The following is a 16,173-nucleotide window of genomic DNA, read 5'->3' as shown; positions in this document are numbered from 1 at the left end:
CGCCGGAGCGAGCCCCTCCCCCCGTCCGTGGTGGCGGATCAGGCGCCGTAGCCCTGACCGCGCTTGTGCTCGTTCAGGCGGTGCCAGGGGCCGGTGATGGCCAGCTGGATGCCCGGGGTCTGGATGTTGGCGAACAGCGTCTTGCCGTCGTCCGAGAAGGTCACACCGGTGAACTCGCTGAACTCCGGCTTCTCGGCGGTGCCGATGTTCAGCTCGTTGCGGGCGATCGGGTAGGTCAGCCCGTCCTCGGTGGCACCGAACAGGTGCGAGACGCCCTCGCCGTCCTCGGCGATCACGATGCCGCCGTAGGGCGAGACGGTGATGTTGTCCGGGCCGTCGAAGTTGTCGTGGTCGCCCCAGACGTCGCTGTTGACGCCGAGCAGCACCTTCAGGGTGATGGTGCGGCGGGCCGGGTTGAAGAACCAGACCTGGCCGTCGTGCTGGAGCGGGCTCTCCGAGCGGGCGAAGCTGGAGACGAAGTAGAAGCCGCCGTCACCCCACCACATGCCCTCCAGCTTGCGGGCGCGGGTGACCTCGCCGTCCTTGAACTGCTTGCGGATCGAGACGGTCGTGGCGTCGCGGTCCTCGACCTTGACCCAGTCCACGCCGTAGGTGGTGCCGACCTTGGTGGCGCGCGACAGGTCGTCGACGAGCTTGCCCTGCGCGTCGAAGACCTTGAAGGCCTCCAGCGTGCCGGCGTCGGCGGCCAGCTTGCGCAGCTGGTAGCGGCCGTGCTTGAAGCCGGCCGGCGGGGTCCAGCGGAACAGCAGTCCGTTCGGGTTCGAGGCGTCCTCGGTCAGGTAGACGTGGCCGCGCTTCGGGTCCACCACGACGGCCTCGTGCGCGAACCGGCCGAAGGCCTTCACCGGCTGCGGGTCGCGGTTGTAGTCGTCGTCGAACGGGTCGACCTCGAAGATGTAGCCGTGGTCCTTGGTGAAGCCGTTCTTGCCGGCCTTGTCCTCGGTCTCCTCACCGGACAGCCAGGTGCCCCAGGGGCTCACGCCACCGGCGCAGTTGGTGGAGGTACCGGCGATGCCGACCCACTGCTCGACCGTGCCGTTGCGCTTGGCGTGCACGATCGTGCAGCCGCCGGCCGCGCCCGGGTCGTAGACGTGGCCCTCGGTCAGCGGCACCGGGTACGGCCACTTGGAGCGGGCGCCGCTCAGCTCGTGGTTGACGACCAGCAGGTTGCCGCCGCGCTCGTCCTCGAAGGCGGAGGTGCCGTCGTGGTTGCTGGGGGTGAACTCGCCGGTGCGCAGCTTGGTGACGCCGGCCCGGTTCACCACCTTGTAGCTGAAGCCCTTGGGCAGGGCGAGCAGCTTCTCGGGGTCGTCGGCCAGCGGGCCGTAGCCGACGGCGGCGCGCTCGGCGTCGGCGGTGGCCGCGTCCTGCACCTCGCCACCGACCGGGGCGGCGATCGCGCCCGGCGCGCTGGCCAGGGCCTCGGCGCTACCGGCGATCAGGACGCCGGCCCCGACGAGGGTGGAACGGTTGACGAAGTCCCGGCGGGACAGCGACATGTGGGTCACTCCTGAAAGGTGAGCCGCCGACCGGGGTGGAGCCCGGTGCGTGGCGTGCGAGGTGTCGAGGCAGGTCGTCGACGCCAGCAGACTCCGCCGGTGCGATGAACGCCCGGTGAAGCGGACACCTCGTCAGGGTGTTCATTTGCCGACCGTATTCGAATCCATGACCCACCCTTTGCCGTGTGCACCACAGGTCAGGGCACTGCGACACCGCGGGAGGCCCCGCAGGACGACCCCGCGCGGCACCCGGCGCCGCCGCTCACCGCCCCACGCGCGCCGCCCGCCACTGCTCCCAGGCCGCGAGCCAGAGCTGCTCGCCGAGCTGCTGTTCCTCCCAGCCGCCCGCCCCGCCCGCCCGGTCCGGCCAGAGCTGTTCCCAGGCGCGCTGGGCCGGCAGACTCGCCACCTCGCTGGCGAACACCGTGTAGCGGATGACCTCCTCGATCGCGGCCACCCCCTCCGCCGTACCGACCACCCACTGGGTCTGCCGGGAGAGCCGGTTGAGGTGGTTGACCATCGCCGTGACCGCCGCGACCGCCTCCTCACGGCTCTCCGAGCCGAGCCGCATCTGCTGGCGCACCGCGGCCTCCCAGCGCAGCGCGCCGGTCTCGCCGCGCAACCCGCGCGGCAGCCGGGGCGTGCGCCCGGCCCGGACCTGCGCCTCGATCGCCGCGGACTCGGCGATGCAGTGCTCGATCAGCGCCCGGTGCGCCTCCAGCCCGACGGCCGGAGCGAGTTCGCGCTCCTCGACCGGGACGTACCGGGCCCGCCGGGCGGCGAGACCGCGCAGCAGTGCGGTCCGGCCGCGCAGATGCCGCTCGACGTCCTGGAGCGGAGCCAGTTCGAGGCTGCCCGGCGCCACTCCGCGCCCGCAGATGGTGACGGTCAGCCCTCCCACCCGGAGCCGGCCCGCCCAGACCGGCCCGGCGCCGGGGGCGGAGCCGAAACCGGGCAGCGGGGCGTCCGGCCGGTCCCAGAAGTCGCGCAGGTCCTCGTGGACCTCCACCGCGCACGGCTCGCCGTCGACGGTGATCCACTCGCGTAGCGCCCGGACCCGGCCGGGGCAGTCGCCCTCGTCGACACCGAGCTGCTCGTAGACCCGGTCACGCTCGTCCTCGACCACGTCCTCCAGCTCGGGCAGCGCCCCGGGCCGGTCGGCACCGGGCCGGTAGGTGCGCACGGTGACGTACGGGCCGTCGGCGGAGGTCCAGTCGCCGGAGCAGACCTCGACCCAGGACAGCCAGCCGTCGCAGGTCTCGAACGCGGCCAGCGCGTCGCCGTCCCGGTCCGCGCCCCGCACGACGCCGTACACCGGGAAGTCGGCCGCGGCCAGCGTGCGGCGGGAGAACTCCTCCTGGTCGGCGAAGCGGTCCTCCCGTTCGCACGGGTCGACCCGCCGCGCACCGTCCCCCCGGAGACCGTCCTGCCTGCCACCGCTCTCCCGCGTCATCCCGCGCCGCACCCCCATGTCCTCGCCGCCCTCGCACCGCTTGCGGGACACGATACGTGGCCCGATCTGCCGGGTCATCAGCTCCTTTGCCCCGCCGGATGGACCGGCACACCCGTGCCACCGTGTCAGGACACCCGTTTGTCAGTGCCGCTTCCTACGCTGTCGGGCATGACAGCAACCCCGGACTTCCCCGCCCGCATCAGCATCGTCACCCTCGGGGTGACCGATCTCGACCGCAGCGCCCGCTTCTACGAGGGCCTCGGGTGGCGCCGTTCCTCGGTCTCCAGCCCGGAGATCGTCTGGTTCCGCACCGCCGACTCGGTGCTCGGCCTGTTCCCGAGCGACGAGCTGGCCGCCGACGCGGGGGTCCCCGCACTCGGCGAGCCGTCGTTCCGGGGGGTCACCCTCGCGGTGAACCTGGAGTCGCCCGGGCGGGTCGACGCCGCCCTGAGGACGGCCGTCGACGCCGGCGCCACGGTGGTCAAGCCCCCGGCCGCGACCAGCTGGGGCGGCTACTCCGGCTACTTCGAGGACCCGGACGGCCACCTCTGGGAGCTGGCCCACAACCCGTTCTTCCCCTTCGCCGAGGACGGCTCGCTGGACCTCCCGTGACCGGCCGGGGGCCCCGCCGCGCCCCGCCCCGCCCCGGCCTCCGTCAGGTCTTCGAGCGCGCCTTGAAGGCCGCCTTGCGTGCCTCCTTGGCCACCGCCCGGTCCAGGTGCAGCTCGCCGACCGCCTCCAGCACGTCCGCCGTGTACGGGTGGTCGACCCGCCAGAGCTCGCCGAAGTAGCTCGCCGGGTTGCCGGTCACCGGCAGGTCGGCGATCAGCTCGCGCAGCAGCTCGGCGTCGCCGCCGGTGTCGAGCAGCTGGGCGGCGAAGGTGTCGACCACCGTCCACAGTGCCATCCCCCGCTCCGGGGCGGGCACGTCGGTGGCGCCGAGTTCGACCAGCCAGCCCCGCGCGGCCCCGCCCAGCTCCGGGTCGTCCAGCACCTCCCGGACGGCGGGCTCGGCGGGAGGTCCGATCATGCCCAGTGCCAACCGGCCGAGCATCCGGCGCATCGGGGCGTACGCGTCGTTGCCGCGCGCCGCCGCCAGCAGCTCGCGCGCCGCCTCCACCGGCTCCCGGCCGGTCACCCAGACCTGCAGCTCCTCGTCGGGCAGCACGTTGGAGGCCTCGCAGATCCCGCGCAGCAGCTCGGCGGCATCGCCCTGGGCCAGCTCGCCGACCAGCGGCGCGTCGTAGCCGTCCTCCAGCAGCCACTGCCGGATCCCGTACTGGCCGAGCGGGGTGAGCCGGACCAGGCCGAAGCGGGCCGACTCCTCCTCGTCCAGCGGCTCCTCGCCGACCGTGACTCCGGCGGGCTCCTGCCCCTCCTCCTCGTCGAACAGCTCCGGGTCGATCGGGCGGTAGTCCAGCAGGCCGAGCTCGGCGAGATCGCCCAGCATCGGGTCCAGCGTGACCATCACATCGGTGATGTCGCCGAGCAGCTCCTCGCTCGGCTCCTCGCCCTCCGGCACGACCAGCAGGGCGGCCAGCACGCCCAGCGGCACGGTCTCGGTGCCGGGATCGGCGAAGGCGGTGGTCTCGTAGAGCACCTGGAGCGCCTCGTCGAGCAGTTCGGCGGCCTCCTCCCGGGCCTCCTCGACCCGCGCCAGCCGCTCCTCGTCCTCCTCGCCCGGCTCCGCACCGGCCCCCGCGCGTTCGGCCGCCTCCTCGGCGGCCTCCTCCTCCGGCAGCGAGTCCGCCTCCACGGCCAGCTCGCGGACGATCCCGGCGGCGGTCAGCCAGAGCTCCAGGACGGTTTCCGCGTCCCCCTGCTCGGCCGGCTCCAGATCCGGCCCGGGAACGGCCACGTGCTCGCCGGCGGCGGTGGTGCCGATCTCGACGAGGTCGAGGTCACAGGCCAGCGACCAGGCCCGCATCGCCTCGACCACGGACTCCTCCGGCGCCTCCCCCTGCTCGGGCGCGAGGCCGAGCAGCCGGGCGGCGGGCTCCCGGTCCGGGCCGGTCAGGTCGCCGAACTCGTCCACCGCCCGGTGCGGGGCCGCCCAGCGGGCCAGCTTCAGCGCGTACCCGAACATCGGCACGGCCTTCGCCTGCTCGGCCAGCTCGGACTCGGACGGCAGCCGCACCGGCGGTACCAGCACCGCCGCGTCGTCCAGGTCTTCGTCGTCCAGCCCGTGTGCGGCGAACGCCCCATAGAGGTCCTGCAGCTCCAGGTCGGCGGGCAGCACCGCGCCGACCGCCCCCTCGTCCGGCGCACCCGCCGACGAAGCCCCAGCGTTCTTACGACGTCGTCCGGCCATTGTTGCGCGCTCTCCCTACCGCCAGCGGTCGGCCGATCCGTTCCGGCCGCAGTGGACCAGCTCCCTGTGCCGATCCCCTACCTCAGCGTATAGGCCGGGCACCCCCGATGCCCGGCCTCCAGGGGCGCGCGCCGCAACCGTGCGCCCACCCCTTATCCTTCGACTCGGTACCGTGCACACCCCGCGCGGGCCACCGGGCAACGAAGCCCCTTCACCCTCCTCGCCCGGCACCGGGTGGGAGGGTCCCACGATCACCCGCTCCACCAGGGAGCCCCGCACCGAGGCCACCACCACAGCGCCCGCGGACGGGCGCGCCGGCACACCCCGCCGACCTTGGTGGTGCCCGGCCACAGGAGACCCCTGCCATGGCGGACCTCTCCCCTGCCGGCTCCGGCCTGCGCACCGCGCAGTTCGACGGACGCCGACTGTCGGAGGCCCTGCTTCCCCTGGAGCTCGCGCCCCGCGCCCAGCTCCAGCTCGCCGCGATAAGCCGCTGGAACGCGCTTCGCGGCGTCCGTGTCGGCCTCGTCGCCGGCGCCCTCCTCTTCATGCTGATCGGTGCCAACCTGGCCACGCCGATCTACCCGCTGCTCCAGCAGCGGCTCTCGCTGACCGCGCTCGACACCACGATCCTGTTCACGGTGTACGTGTTCGCGCTGGTCCCGGTGCTCGCCGTGGTCGGTCACTGGTCGGACCACCTCGGCCGCCGCGCGCTGATCCTGCCCGCCGTGGCCCTGGCCGCCGCCGGGGACGCCGTCTTCGCCACCTCGGGCAGCTTCTGGCAGCTCGCCCTCGGCCGCGCCGTCCAGGGCGTCGCGGTGGGCCTGTCCACCGGCGCCGCCGGAGCCGCCCTCGGTGACCTGCTGCCCGGCCACCCCACCCTGGCCGCCAAGCTCACCCTGGCCTGTTCGGCGGGCGGCGTGGCGCTCGGCCCGGTGGTCGGCGCCCTGCTGGCCGGCGGCTCCGACCCGCTGCTGACGCCGTTCCTGCTGCACGCGGTCGCCCTGCTCGCGCTCTGTGTGCCGCTCGCCCTGGTCCACCCCCGGATGCCCGGCCGCAGCCGCCCGCCGGCCTCCGCGCCGCGCATCACCACCCCGGCGCACCTGCGCCCGCAGCGCCTCGCCCTGCCGACCACCGGCCGCCGCGAGTTCCTGCTGGCCTCGGCCGCCGGCTTCATCTCCTACGCGGTCTTCGGCGTCTACCTCAGCCTGGCCCCGGCGTTCTCCGCCAAGCTGCTGCACACCGACTCCCGGCTGACCGGCGCCGTGGTCGCCGCGCTGCTGCTCGGCTCCTCCGCCCTCGCCCAGCTGCTCGTCCCGCCGACCGCCGACCGCCTGGTCATCGCCCTCGGCATGACCGGCCTCGCGGCGGGCCTCGGTCTGGTCGTCACCGCCCAGTACACCGGTACGCCGGCCCTGCTGTTCATCGGCAGCGTCCTCGGCGGCTCCTGTCAGGGCGTCGCCTTCCGCTCGCTGTTCACCAGCGCGGTGGCCGCGATGAACCCGGAACGCCGGGGCTCCGAGCTCAGCTCCCTCTGGGTCATCGTGTACCTCGGCAGTTCACTGCCGATCGTCGCCGTCGGCGCCCTCGTCCAGCACTACGGCCTGCTCCCGGCCACCAGCGGCTTCGTCGGCCTGGCCGCCCTGCTCTGCATCGGCCTGGCGCTGGCCGTCGCCCGCAAGCCCCGGCGCGCCTGACGCCGAACGGCACGAACGCCGCCGCCCGGTACGGATCTCCGTACCGGGCGGCGGCGTCGTGTCAGGGCTGCGCCGCCCAGGGGTGCCAGGTCGCCGTGGACCTCTCGACCGCGGCAGCGGCGTGGCCGCCCGCGGGCGGACATGCCACTGCCGCGCGAACACTCCCCCGACGGGGAGACTCGCGCGGCAGTGGGTGGACGAAGGCCCGTCGGTCAGACGTTGAAGCCGAGCGCGCGGAGCTGCTCGCGGCCGTCGTCGGTGATCTTGTCCGGGCCCCACGGCGGCATCCAGACCCAGTTGATGCGCAGGTCCTGGACGAGACCGTCGGTGGCGGTCTTGGCCTGGTCCTCGATGACGTCCGTCAGCGGGCAGGCCGCCGACGTGAGCGTCATGTCGATGGTGGCCACGTCGGACTCGTCGATGTGGATGCCGTAGATCAGGCCGAGGTTGACGACGTCGATCCCCAGCTCGGGGTCGACGACGTCCATCAGGGCCTCGGTCAGGTCCTCGACGGAGACGGTCCCGGCGGTGGTGCCGACGATGACGGTCGGACCCTCCTCGGCGGAAGGGGCGGGCGTCGCGGTGTCACTGTCACTCATGGTCTGTCCTCCTCTTCTGCTTCAGTCGTTCAGGTCGTTGACGGCGGGCTGGTCGGCCAGGGCCTTGGCGGTGGCGTCCTTCCAGGCCATCCAGCTGAGCAGCGCGCACTTGACCCGGGCCGGGTACTTGGAGACGCCGGCGAACGCGACCGCGTCCTCCAGCACCTCCTCGTCGCCCTCGCCCTGGCCCTTGCTCTGCATCAGCTCCAGGAAGGCCTCCTGGACGGCCTGCGCCTCGCCGACGGTCTTGCCGACCACCAGGTCGTTCAGCACCGAGGCGCTGGCCTGGCTGATGGAACAGCCCTGCGACTCGTACGAGACGTCCACGACCGTGGCACCGTCGAGCCTCACCCGCAGGGTGATCTCGTCCCCGCAGGTCGGGTTGACGTGGTGCACCTCGGCGTCGCCGTCCCGCAGCCCCTTGCCGTGCGGGTTGCGGTAGTGGTCCAGGATGATGTCCTGGTACATCGAGTCGAGCTTCATGCGTGGGCCGTCCCGTCAGCCGAAGAAGTTCCGGACGTGGTGCAGGCCGTCGATCAGCGCGTCGACCTCGCCCGGCGTCGAGTACAGGTAGAACGACGCCCGCGTGGTCGCCGGAATTCCGTACCGCAGGCAGACCGGCCGCGCGCAGTGGTGGCCGACGCGCACGGCGATGCCCTGCTCGTCCAGCACCTGGCCCACGTCGTGCGGGTGGATGTCGCCCAGCGTGAACGAGATCGCGGCGCCCCGGTCCACGGCCGTGCGCGGACCGATGATCCGCAGGTCGGGGACTTCCAGCAGCCGCTCGACCGCGTACGCGGTGATGGCGTGCTCGTGTGCGGCGATCCGCTCCATGCCGATGTTCGACAGGTAGTCGATGGCCGCACCGAGCCCGACCGCCTGGGCGATCGGCGGGGTGCCGGCCTCGAACTTGTGCGGCGCCGGGGCGTAGGTGGACGAGCCCATCGTGACGGTCTCGATCATCTCGCCGCCGCCGAGGAACGGCGGGAGGTCCTCCAGCAGCTCCTGGCGGCCCCAGAGCACGCCGATGCCGGTCGGAGCCAGCATCTTGTGGCCGGTGAAGGCGACGAAGTCGGCCTCCAGGGCCTGCACGTCCAGCACCATGTGCGGCGCGGCCTGCGAGGCGTCGATGACGACCAGCGCGCCGACGTCCTGCGCCTTGCGCACGATGGCCTCGACCGGGTTCACGGTGCCGAGCAGGTTGGAGACCAGGGTGAACGAGACCACCTTGGTCTTCTCGGTGATCAGCTCGTCGATGTTGGACAGGTCGAGCCGGCCCTCGTCGGTCAGCCCGAACCACTTCAGCTTCGCGCCGGTGCGCTGCGAGAGCAGCTGCCACGGGACGATGTTGGAGTGGTGCTCCATCTCGGTGATGACGATCTCGGCGTCGGCGTCCACCCGGTAGGGCTCGTCCGCCCAGGTCAGCATGTTCGCGACCAGGTTGAGCGACTCCGAGGCGTTCTTGGTGAAGACCACCTCGTCGCGGCTCGGCGCGTTGACGAACGCCGCGACCTTGTCGCGGGCGCCCTCGTACAGCGCCGTGGCCTCCTCGGCCAGCACGTGCACCCCGCGGTGCACGTTGGCGTTGTGCCGCTCGTAGTAGGCGTTCAGCGCCTCCAGCACCTGGCGCGGCTTCTGCGAGGTGGCCGCGTTGTCCAGGTAGACCAGGGGCTTGTCGTCGTGCAGCAGGCGCTGCAGGACGGGGAAGTCCTTGCGGATCGCGTCGGTGTCGAGCAGACCCGGCAGGCCTGTGGTCGAGCCACTCGTCTCGGGGGTATGGATCACTCGGAAGCGCCGCCCTTCACGTAGGACTCGTAGCCCTCTTCCTCCAGCTTGTCGGCCAGCTCGGCGCCGCCGGACTCGACGATGCGGCCGGCCGCGAAGACGTGGACGTAGTCGGGCTTGATGTACCGCAGGATGCGGGTGTAGTGGGTGACCAGCAGGGTGCCGACCTCGCCGGTCGAGCGGACCCGGTTGATGCCCTCGGAGACGACCCGCAGCGCGTCGACGTCCAGACCGGAGTCGGTCTCGTCGAGGATCGCGATCTTCGGCTTGAGGAGCTCCAGCTGCAGGATCTCGTGGCGCTTCTTCTCACCGCCGGAGAAGCCCTCGTTGACGTTGCGCTCGGCGAAGGCCGGGTCCATCTGCAGGGCGGCCATCGCGGCCTTGACCTCCTTGACCCAGAGCCGCAGCTTCGGGGCCTCGCCGCGGACGGCGGTGGCGGCGGTGCGCAGGAAGTTGGACACCGAAACGCCCGGGACCTCGACCGGGTACTGCATGGCCAGGAAGACGCCGGCCCGGGCGCGCTCGTCGACGGACATGTCCAGGACGTTCTCGCCGTCCAGCAGCACCGAGCCGCCGGTGACGGTGTACTTGGGGTGTCCGGCCAGCGAGTACGCCAGGGTGGACTTGCCGGAGCCGTTCGGACCCATGATCGCGTGGGTCTCGCCCTGCTTCACGGTCAGGTCGACGCCCTTCAGGATCTCCCGGGGGCCGTTCTCCGCCTCGACGGTGACGTGCAGGTCGCGGATTTCAAGGGTTGCCATATGTACTCAGGACTCCTGGTTGACGGAGACGAGCACATCGTCCCCTTCGATCTTTACGGGGTAGACAGCGACCGGCTTGGTGGCGGGCAGTCCGGAGGGCTTGCCGGTGCGCAGGTCGAAGCTGGAGCCGTGCAGCCAGCACTCGATCATGCAGTCCTCGACCTCGCCCTCGGACAGCGAGACGTTCGCGTGCGAGCAGGTGTCGTTGATCGCGAACACCCCCTCGTCGGTGCGGACGACGGAGACGGGCACGCCGTTGAGGTCGACGCGCCGGGGCACGTCCTCCTGGAGCTCGCTCAGCGCGCAGGCACGGAGAAAACTCATCGGCCTCAGACCGCCGCTTCCAGCTCGGCCTCGATCTTCTCCATGAGCTGCTCCTGGATCTCGGCGACGCCGATCTGCTGGACCAGTTCGGCGAAGAATCCGCGCACCACCAGGCGGCGGGCCTCGTCGGCCGGGATGCCGCGGGACTGCAGGTAGAAAAGCTGCTCGTCGTCGAAGCGGCCGGTCGCGGAGGCGTGGCCGGCGCCGACGATCTCGCCGGTCTCGATCTCCAGGTTGGGGATCGAGTCGACCCGGGCACCGTCGGTGAGCACCAGGTTGCGGTTGAGCTCGTAGGTGTCGGTGCCCTCGGCGGCGGCGCGGATCAGCACGTCGCCGACCCAGACGGCGTGCGCGTCCTGGCCCTGCAGGGCGCCCTTGTAGACCACGTTGGAGCGGCAGTGCGGGGTGTCGTGGTCGATGACCAGACGGTGCTCCAGGTGCTGGCCGGCGTCGGCGAAGTAGAGGCCGATCAGCTCGGCCTCGCCGCCGGGCGCGGCGTAGGAGACGCGCGGGTGGATGCGGACCACGTCGCCGCCGAAGGTGACCACCACGGACTTCAGCGAGGCGTCCCGGCCGACCAGGGCGGTCTGCTGGGTGGTGTGCACCGCGTCGCGGTCCCAGTCCTGGATGGAGACGAAGGTCAGCTTGGCGCCGTCGCCGAGCAGCAGCTCGACGTTGGCCGCGCGGGTGCCCGTCCCGGTGTGGTTGATCACCACGACGGCCTCGGCGAACGGCTTGACGTCGATCACCACGTGGGCGAAGCGGGTGCCGCCCTCGCCGTGCACGTCGATCTTCACCGGCTCGGTGAGCACCGTCTCCTTGGGGACGGTGACCACGAGCGCCTGCTCGAAGGAGCTGAACGCCTGGGCGGCGACCCGGTCGACCGGCTTGCCGGCCTTGCCCAGGCGGGCGTCGTCGCGGCCGACGGTCTCGGCGGTGACGCCGTCCGGCAGGCTCAGCTCGACCTTGTCCGCGCCCTTCTCCGCCTCGGCGGCGCTGCCGTCGTGCAGGCCGTTCAGGCGGTGCAGCGGGGTGAACCGCCAGTCCTCCTCGCGGCCGGTCGGCACCGGGAAGTCGCCGACCTCGAAGGAGGGCTTGACGGCGACGCGGGCGTCGATCGGCTGCTGGACGGTGGCGCGGCCGGTGCCGGGGCCGGCGAGCTGCGCGCCCGCGCCCGCGGTGCCGACCTCGATCGAACCGGCGGTCGTGGAGCCGGTGGGGGTGTTGACGTCAGCCATGGCTGTCGTGGTGCTCTCTTCCTAGGGATGCGGAGTGGACTGCGTGCGGCCGTGCGTCAGCCGACGGAGCCCTCCATCTGCAGCTCGATCAGCCGGTTCAGCTCCAGCGCGTACTCCATCGGCAGCTCGCGCGCGATCGGCTCGACGAAGCCGCGGACGATCATGGCCATCGCCTCGAACTCGGTCATGCCCCGGCTCATCAGGTAGAAGAGCTGGTCCTCGCTGACCTTGGAGACGGTCGCCTCGTGGCCCATCGAGACGTCGTCCTCGCGGACGTCCACGTAGGGGTAGGTGTCCGAGCGCGAGATGGTGTCGACCAGCAGGGCGTCGCAGAGCACGTTGGACTTGGCGCCCTTGGAGCCCTCGCCGATCTCGATCAGACCGCGGTAGGAGGTGCGGCCACCGCCCCGCGCCACCGACTTGGAGACGATGTTGGAGGAGGTGTTCGGCGCCATGTGGACCATCTTGGCGCCGGCGTCCTGGTGCTGGCCCTCGCCGGCGAAGGCGATCGACAGGGTCTCGCCCTTGGCGTGCTCGCCCATCAGGTAGACGGCCGGGTACTTCATGGTGACCTTGGAACCGATGTTGCCGTCGATCCACTCCATGGTCGCGCCCTCGTACGCCACGGCGCGCTTGGTGACCAGGTTGTAGACGTTGTTCGACCAGTTCTGGATGGTCGTGTAGCGGCAGCGGCCGCCCTTCTTGACGATGATCTCCACGACCGCGGAGTGCAGCGAGTCCGAGGAGTAGATCGGCGCGGTGCAGCCCTCGACGTAGTGGACGTAGGCGTCCTCGTCGACGATGATCAGCGTCCGCTCGAACTGGCCCATGTTCTCGGTGTTGATCCGGAAGTAGGCCTGCAGCGGGATGTCGACGTGGACACCCTTCGGCACGTAGATGAAGGACCCGCCGGACCACACGGCCGTGTTCAGCGCGGCGAACTTGTTGTCGCCGGCCGGGATGACGGTGCCGAAGTACTCCTTGAAGATCTCCGGGTGCTCCCTGAGCGCGGTGTCGGTGTCCAGGAAGATGACACCCTGCTCCTCCAGGTCCTCGCGGATCTGGTGGTACACCACCTCGGACTCGTACTGCGCGGCCACACCGGCGACCAGCCGCTGCTTCTCCGCCTCCGGGATGCCGAGCCTGTCGTACGTCGCCTTGATGTCGGCGGGCAGGTCCTCCCAGGACTCCGCCTGCTTCTCGGTCGAGCGGACGAAGTACTTGATGTTGTCGAAGTCGATGCCGGTGAGGTCCGAGCCCCAGGTGGGCATGGGCTTCTTGCCGAACAGCTTGAGGCCCTTGAGCCGCAGGTTCAGCATCCACTCGGACTCGTTCTTCTTCGCCGAGATGTCGCGGACGACGTCCTCGCTGAGCCCGCGCTTGGCGACGGCACCGGCGGCATCCGGGTCCGCCCAGCCGTACTCGTAGGTGCCCAGGCCTTCGAGCTCCGGGTGCGAAACGGTGTCAGTCATGCGAGCTTCCTAACGCGCGGACGCTGAATCTTCGATGGACGTACCGGCAGTCGGCACTGCATCGGAACCCGGACCCGTGCTGCGCAGGGAGGGCGACGATGCGGCACCGGGTGCCGGCACATAGGTGGTGCAGACCCCGTCGCCGTGGGCGATGGTGGCCAGCCGTTGCACATGGGTGCCCAGCAGTTGGGAGAAGACCTCGGTCTCCGCCTCGCAGAGCTGCGGGAACTGCTCGGCGATGTGCGCGACCGGGCAGTGGTGCTGGCAGAGCTGGGCGCCCGCCGGGGTTTTCGCCGCGGCTGACGGAACCCGCCGCACGGTGGCAGCGTACCCGTCGGCGCTCAGCGCCCGGGCCAGCGCCTCGGTGCGCTCACCGGCCTCGGCCTGACGCAGGGCGTCGAGGTACTTCTCACCCTGCCTGCCGAACCGGGCCCGGGCGAAGGCGGCGACCGCCTCCTCGCCCGCGGCGCCGCCGCCCACCGCGTCCGAGATCCAGCGCAGCGCGTCGGCCGCGAGCTGGTCGTACGCCTGGTAGAAGGCGTCCCGGCCGGATTCGGTGAGGGCGAAGACCTTGGCCGGGCGCCCCCGGCCGCGGCTTCCGTACACCCGCTGCTCGCGGGCGTCGACCAGGCCTGCGGCGGCGAGGCCGTCCAGGTGACGACGGACGGCGGCGGTCGTCAGACCGAGCCGGTTCGCCAGGTCGGTGGCCGAGGAGGGGCCGTGGTCGAGGATCGAGCGTGCGACCCGGTCCCGGGTCGCACGGTGACCGTCGAGCAGCACCTCGGTGGCCGTCGCGGGCACGGCGCAGCCGGGGGCCGACTCGGCCTCCTGCTCCGGGAAGTGCTCGCGCATGTTTTTCACAACACGATTGTTGCGTAATTACTTCCGAAGGGACAAGCCGTGATGCAGGCCTCACTCGTGTCATCTGTCACGCAGGTAAGGCTTACCTGACCTGCGAGAACGATCACCGGGGCACCGTTTCACCGGTCGTCCGGGCCGCTGGGAGCCGCCTTCCGGGAGCCCGCAGATCCGGAATCCCATCCTCCGACATGCCCTTCCCGCCTCGCCCACCGGCCCGGCCCGGCCTCCCGTCCGACCGCCCCGTCCGCTCCTCTTAGACTCGCCGGTATGCACTCCGAACCCGCGGTCCGGGTCACCGGGCTGGTCAAGCGCTACGGCGACAAGACGGCGGTGGACGGTCTCGACCTCACCCTCGCGCGCGGCGGCGTCACCGCCGTGCTCGGCCCCAACGGCGCCGGCAAGACCACCACCATCGAGGTCTGCGAGGGCTACCGCCGCCCCGACGCCGGCACCGTCCGCGTCCTCGGCCTCGACCCGGTCACCCAGGGCGCCGAGCTGCGTCCCCGGATCGGCGTGATGCTGCAGTCCGGCGGCGTGTACGCGGGAGCGCGCGCCGTCGAGATGCTCCGGCACACCGCCAGGCTGCACGCCCACCCGCTCGACGTGGACGCCCTGGTCGAGCGCCTCGGCCTGGGCTCTTGCGGCCGCACCACCTACCGCCGGCTCTCCGGCGGCCAGCAGCAGCGGCTCGCCCTGGCGATGGCCGTGGTCGGCCGCCCCGAACTGGTCTTCCTGGACGAGCCCACCGCCGGCCTCGACCCGCAGGCCCGCCGAGCCACCTGGGAGCTGGTCCGCGACCTGCGCCGGGACGGCGTCACCGTGGTCGTCACCACCCACCACATGGACGAGGCCGAGCAGCTCGCCGACCAGGTCGCGATCGTCGACCACGGCAAGGTCATCGCCGAGGGCACCCCGGACGAGCTCTGCCGCGGCGGCGCCGAGTCCTCGCTGCGCTTCGACGGCCCGCCCGGGCTGGACCTCGGCCCCCTGCTCAAGGAACTGCCCGAGGGCGCGAGCGCCACCGAGCCCGCCCCCGGCAGCTACCGCATCGAGGCGCCGGTCGACCCACAGCTGCTGGCCACCGTCACCGGCTGGTGCGCGGCCTCCGGCATCCTCCCCGAGCGGCTCGCCGTGCAGCGCCGCAGCCTCGAAGACGTCTTCCTCGACCTGACCGGACGGGACCTCCGCTCATGACCTCCGTGGACTACTCCCCGAAGCCGGGCGCGGCCCCGGTCGGCCGGATACTGCTCGCCCAGACCGCCTTCGAGACGAAGATGCTGCTGCGCAACGGCGAGCAGCTGCTGCTCACCGTGATCATCCCGACGGTGCTGCTGGTGCTGTTCTCCGCCGTCGACATCGTCGCCGTCGAGGGCCCCGGCAAGCGCGTCGACTTCCTGGCCCCCGGCCTGCTGGCGCTCGCCGTGATGTCCACCGCCTTCACCGGGCAGGCCATCGCCACCGGCTTCGAGCGCCGCTACGGCGTGCTCAAGCGGCTGGGCGCCAGTCCGCTGCCGCGCTGGGCGCTGCTCACGGCCAAGACCGGCTGCGTACTGGTGACGGAGGCGTTGCAGGTCGCCCTGCTGAGCGTGATCGCGCTCGCGCTGGGCTGGTCCCCGCAGGGCGACCCGCTCTCCGTCATCGCCCTGCTGGTGCTCGGCACCGCCGCCTTCTCCGGCCTCGGCCTGCTGATGGCGGGCACGCTGAAGGCGGAGGCCACCCTGGCCGCCGCCAACCTGGTCTTCATCCTGCTGCTACTGGCCGGCGGGGTGATCGTCCCGCTTTCGAAGTTCCCGTCCGCCGTCCAGTCGGTACTGGAGCTGCTCCCCATCGCCGCCCTCTCCGACGGCCTGCGCTCGGTGCTCCAGACCGGCGCCGGCGTGCCCTGGGCGGACCTCGGCATCCTGGCCGGCTGGGCGGTGCTGGGGCTGGCGGCGGCGGCCCGCTTCTTCCGCTGGGAGTAGCCCGGCGCCCGAGCCTGCCGCGAGGCCCCCGTCCTGATGGGCGGGGGCCTTCGCGTTGGCTGCTCAGGGTGGGTAGGCGGCGGTGCCGGTCGTGGGGGCGGATCTCGGGGCCGTAGTGGCCCGCCTGGCGGGCGATCCAGGCGTATTCGGTGGTGCCGTCGGGGAGTTCGCGCAGTTCCCAGCGGCCGTGG

At 71.9% G+C, this 16,173-nt stretch carries 15 protein-coding genes; 4 read left to right on the top strand and 11 right to left on the bottom strand.

Annotated elements, in window-relative coordinates:
* Positions 1 to 38 precede the first annotated feature (38 nt).
* On the bottom strand, positions 39 to 1,520 hold the full coding sequence (locus AB0J08_RS17195) for an alkaline phosphatase PhoX (RefSeq protein ID WP_360633879.1): 1,482 nt from the start codon (positions 1,518 to 1,520) through the stop codon (positions 39 to 41).
* Between the two features lie 262 nt (positions 1,521 to 1,782).
* On the bottom strand, positions 1,783 to 3,051 hold the full coding sequence (locus tag AB0J08_RS17190) for a hypothetical protein (RefSeq protein WP_360633876.1): 1,269 nt from the start codon (positions 3,049 to 3,051) through the stop codon (positions 1,783 to 1,785).
* Between the two features lie 90 nt (positions 3,052 to 3,141).
* On the opposite strand from AB0J08_RS17190, the gene AB0J08_RS17185 reads away from it, so the two are divergent.
* On the top strand, positions 3,142 to 3,585 hold the full coding sequence (locus AB0J08_RS17185; protein ID WP_360633873.1) for a VOC family protein: 444 nt from the start codon (positions 3,142 to 3,144) through the stop codon (positions 3,583 to 3,585).
* A 43-nt stretch (positions 3,586 to 3,628) separates the two neighbouring features.
* On the opposite strand, the gene AB0J08_RS17180 is transcribed toward AB0J08_RS17185, so the two are convergent.
* Complete coding sequence (locus tag AB0J08_RS17180; protein WP_360633870.1) at positions 3,629 to 5,284, bottom strand: hypothetical protein; 1,656 nt, start codon at positions 5,282 to 5,284, stop codon at positions 3,629 to 3,631.
* 365 nt (positions 5,285 to 5,649) lie between these two features.
* Here AB0J08_RS17180 and AB0J08_RS17175 point away from each other — a divergent pair, with 365 nt between their 5' ends.
* Positions 5,650 to 6,981 carry an MFS transporter gene (locus AB0J08_RS17175; protein WP_360633867.1) on the top strand — a complete coding sequence of 444 codons (1,332 nt, stop codon included), beginning with the start codon at positions 5,650 to 5,652 and terminating at the stop codon, positions 6,979 to 6,981.
* Between the two features lie 212 nt (positions 6,982 to 7,193).
* Here the strand turns inward: AB0J08_RS17175 and AB0J08_RS17170 are convergent, their stop codons facing one another.
* The 8 genes from AB0J08_RS17170 to AB0J08_RS17135 are packed head-to-tail and all read right to left on the bottom strand — an operon-like array spanning position 7,194 to position 14,012.
* A complete protein-coding gene (locus tag AB0J08_RS17170; RefSeq protein ID WP_360633864.1) occupies positions 7,194 to 7,580 on the bottom strand; it encodes a metal-sulfur cluster assembly factor in 387 nt (128 codons plus the stop codon).
* Between the two features lie 21 nt (positions 7,581 to 7,601).
* Complete coding sequence (gene sufU, locus AB0J08_RS17165) at positions 7,602 to 8,063, bottom strand: Fe-S cluster assembly sulfur transfer protein SufU (protein WP_360633861.1); 462 nt, start codon at positions 8,061 to 8,063, stop codon at positions 7,602 to 7,604.
* A 15-nt stretch (positions 8,064 to 8,078) separates the two neighbouring features.
* Positions 8,079 to 9,326: a cysteine desulfurase gene (locus tag AB0J08_RS17160; protein WP_360633955.1), complete on the bottom strand. Its 1,248-nt coding sequence runs from the start codon at positions 9,324 to 9,326 to the stop codon at positions 8,079 to 8,081.
* A gap of 35 nt (positions 9,327 to 9,361) precedes the next feature.
* Entirely contained in the window at positions 9,362 to 10,126 is a 765-nt protein-coding gene (gene sufC, locus AB0J08_RS17155) for a Fe-S cluster assembly ATPase SufC (RefSeq protein WP_360633858.1), read from the bottom strand.
* A 6-nt stretch (positions 10,127 to 10,132) separates the two neighbouring features.
* Positions 10,133 to 10,450 (bottom strand): bifunctional 3-phenylpropionate/cinnamic acid dioxygenase ferredoxin subunit, encoded by a 318-nt coding sequence (locus AB0J08_RS17150; RefSeq protein WP_352288157.1) that lies wholly within the window; start codon positions 10,448 to 10,450, stop codon positions 10,133 to 10,135.
* A 5-nt stretch (positions 10,451 to 10,455) separates the two neighbouring features.
* Positions 10,456 to 11,688, bottom strand: a complete 1,233-nt coding sequence (gene sufD, locus AB0J08_RS17145; RefSeq protein WP_360633855.1) for a Fe-S cluster assembly protein SufD — start codon at positions 11,686 to 11,688, stop codon at positions 10,456 to 10,458.
* A gap of 56 nt (positions 11,689 to 11,744) precedes the next feature.
* Positions 11,745 to 13,160, bottom strand: a complete 1,416-nt coding sequence (sufB, locus tag AB0J08_RS17140; RefSeq protein ID WP_360633853.1) for a Fe-S cluster assembly protein SufB — start codon at positions 13,158 to 13,160, stop codon at positions 11,745 to 11,747.
* A 9-nt stretch (positions 13,161 to 13,169) separates the two neighbouring features.
* The gene (locus AB0J08_RS17135; protein WP_360633850.1) at positions 13,170 to 14,012 is read right to left on the bottom strand and encodes an ArsR family transcriptional regulator; all 843 of its coding nucleotides are present in this window, start codon (positions 14,010 to 14,012) and stop codon (positions 13,170 to 13,172) included.
* 276 nt (positions 14,013 to 14,288) lie between these two features.
* Here AB0J08_RS17135 and AB0J08_RS17130 point away from each other — a divergent pair, with 276 nt between their 5' ends.
* Both AB0J08_RS17130 and AB0J08_RS17125 read left to right on the top strand, forming a co-directional pair.
* On the top strand, positions 14,289 to 15,215 hold the full coding sequence (locus AB0J08_RS17130) for an ABC transporter ATP-binding protein (protein WP_360633847.1): 927 nt from the start codon (positions 14,289 to 14,291) through the stop codon (positions 15,213 to 15,215).
* On the top strand, positions 15,212 to 15,982 hold the full coding sequence (locus AB0J08_RS17125) for an ABC transporter permease (protein ID WP_360633844.1): 771 nt from the start codon (positions 15,212 to 15,214) through the stop codon (positions 15,980 to 15,982). The genes AB0J08_RS17130 and AB0J08_RS17125 overlap by 4 nt, the downstream gene beginning before the upstream one ends.
* The last annotated feature ends 191 nt before the right edge of the window (positions 15,983 to 16,173 follow it).

This window comes from Kitasatospora sp. NPDC050463, from assembly GCF_040655255.1.
Classification (GTDB): Bacteria; Actinomycetota; Actinomycetes; order Streptomycetales; family Streptomycetaceae; genus Kitasatospora.
The sequence above is the reverse complement of the archived record's forward strand: the minus strand, read 5'-3'. Positions and strand labels throughout refer to the sequence as shown.

Excerpts from the sequence above, each read along its gene's own strand:
- AB0J08_RS17135 (WP_360633850.1), bottom strand. The coding sequence starts at position 14,012 with ATGCGCGAGCACTTCCCGGAGCAGGAGGCCGAGTCGGCCCCCGGCTGC.
- AB0J08_RS17180 (WP_360633870.1), bottom strand. The coding sequence starts at position 5,284 with ATGGCCGGACGACGTCGTAAGAACGCTGGGGCTTCGTCGGCGGGTGCG.
- AB0J08_RS17195 (WP_360633879.1), bottom strand. The coding sequence starts at position 1,520 with ATGTCGCTGTCCCGCCGGGACTTCGTCAACCGTTCCACCCTCGTCGGG.
- AB0J08_RS17185 (WP_360633873.1), top strand. The coding sequence starts at position 3,142 with ATGACAGCAACCCCGGACTTCCCCGCCCGCATCAGCATCGTCACCCTC.
- AB0J08_RS17130 (WP_360633847.1), top strand. The coding sequence starts at position 14,289 with ATGCACTCCGAACCCGCGGTCCGGGTCACCGGGCTGGTCAAGCGCTAC.
- sufC (WP_360633858.1), bottom strand. The coding sequence starts at position 10,126 with ATGGCAACCCTTGAAATCCGCGACCTGCACGTCACCGTCGAGGCGGAG.
- sufD (WP_360633855.1), bottom strand. The coding sequence starts at position 11,688 with ATGGCTGACGTCAACACCCCCACCGGCTCCACGACCGCCGGTTCGATC.
- AB0J08_RS17125 (WP_360633844.1), top strand. The coding sequence starts at position 15,212 with ATGACCTCCGTGGACTACTCCCCGAAGCCGGGCGCGGCCCCGGTCGGC.
- AB0J08_RS17190 (WP_360633876.1), bottom strand. The coding sequence starts at position 3,051 with ATGACCCGGCAGATCGGGCCACGTATCGTGTCCCGCAAGCGGTGCGAG.
- AB0J08_RS17170 (WP_360633864.1), bottom strand. The coding sequence starts at position 7,580 with ATGAGTGACAGTGACACCGCGACGCCCGCCCCTTCCGCCGAGGAGGGT.
- sufU (WP_360633861.1), bottom strand. The coding sequence starts at position 8,063 with ATGAAGCTCGACTCGATGTACCAGGACATCATCCTGGACCACTACCGC.
- AB0J08_RS17150 (WP_352288157.1), bottom strand. The coding sequence starts at position 10,450 with ATGAGTTTTCTCCGTGCCTGCGCGCTGAGCGAGCTCCAGGAGGACGTG.
- sufB (WP_360633853.1), bottom strand. The coding sequence starts at position 13,160 with ATGACTGACACCGTTTCGCACCCGGAGCTCGAAGGCCTGGGCACCTAC.
- AB0J08_RS17175 (WP_360633867.1), top strand. The coding sequence starts at position 5,650 with ATGGCGGACCTCTCCCCTGCCGGCTCCGGCCTGCGCACCGCGCAGTTC.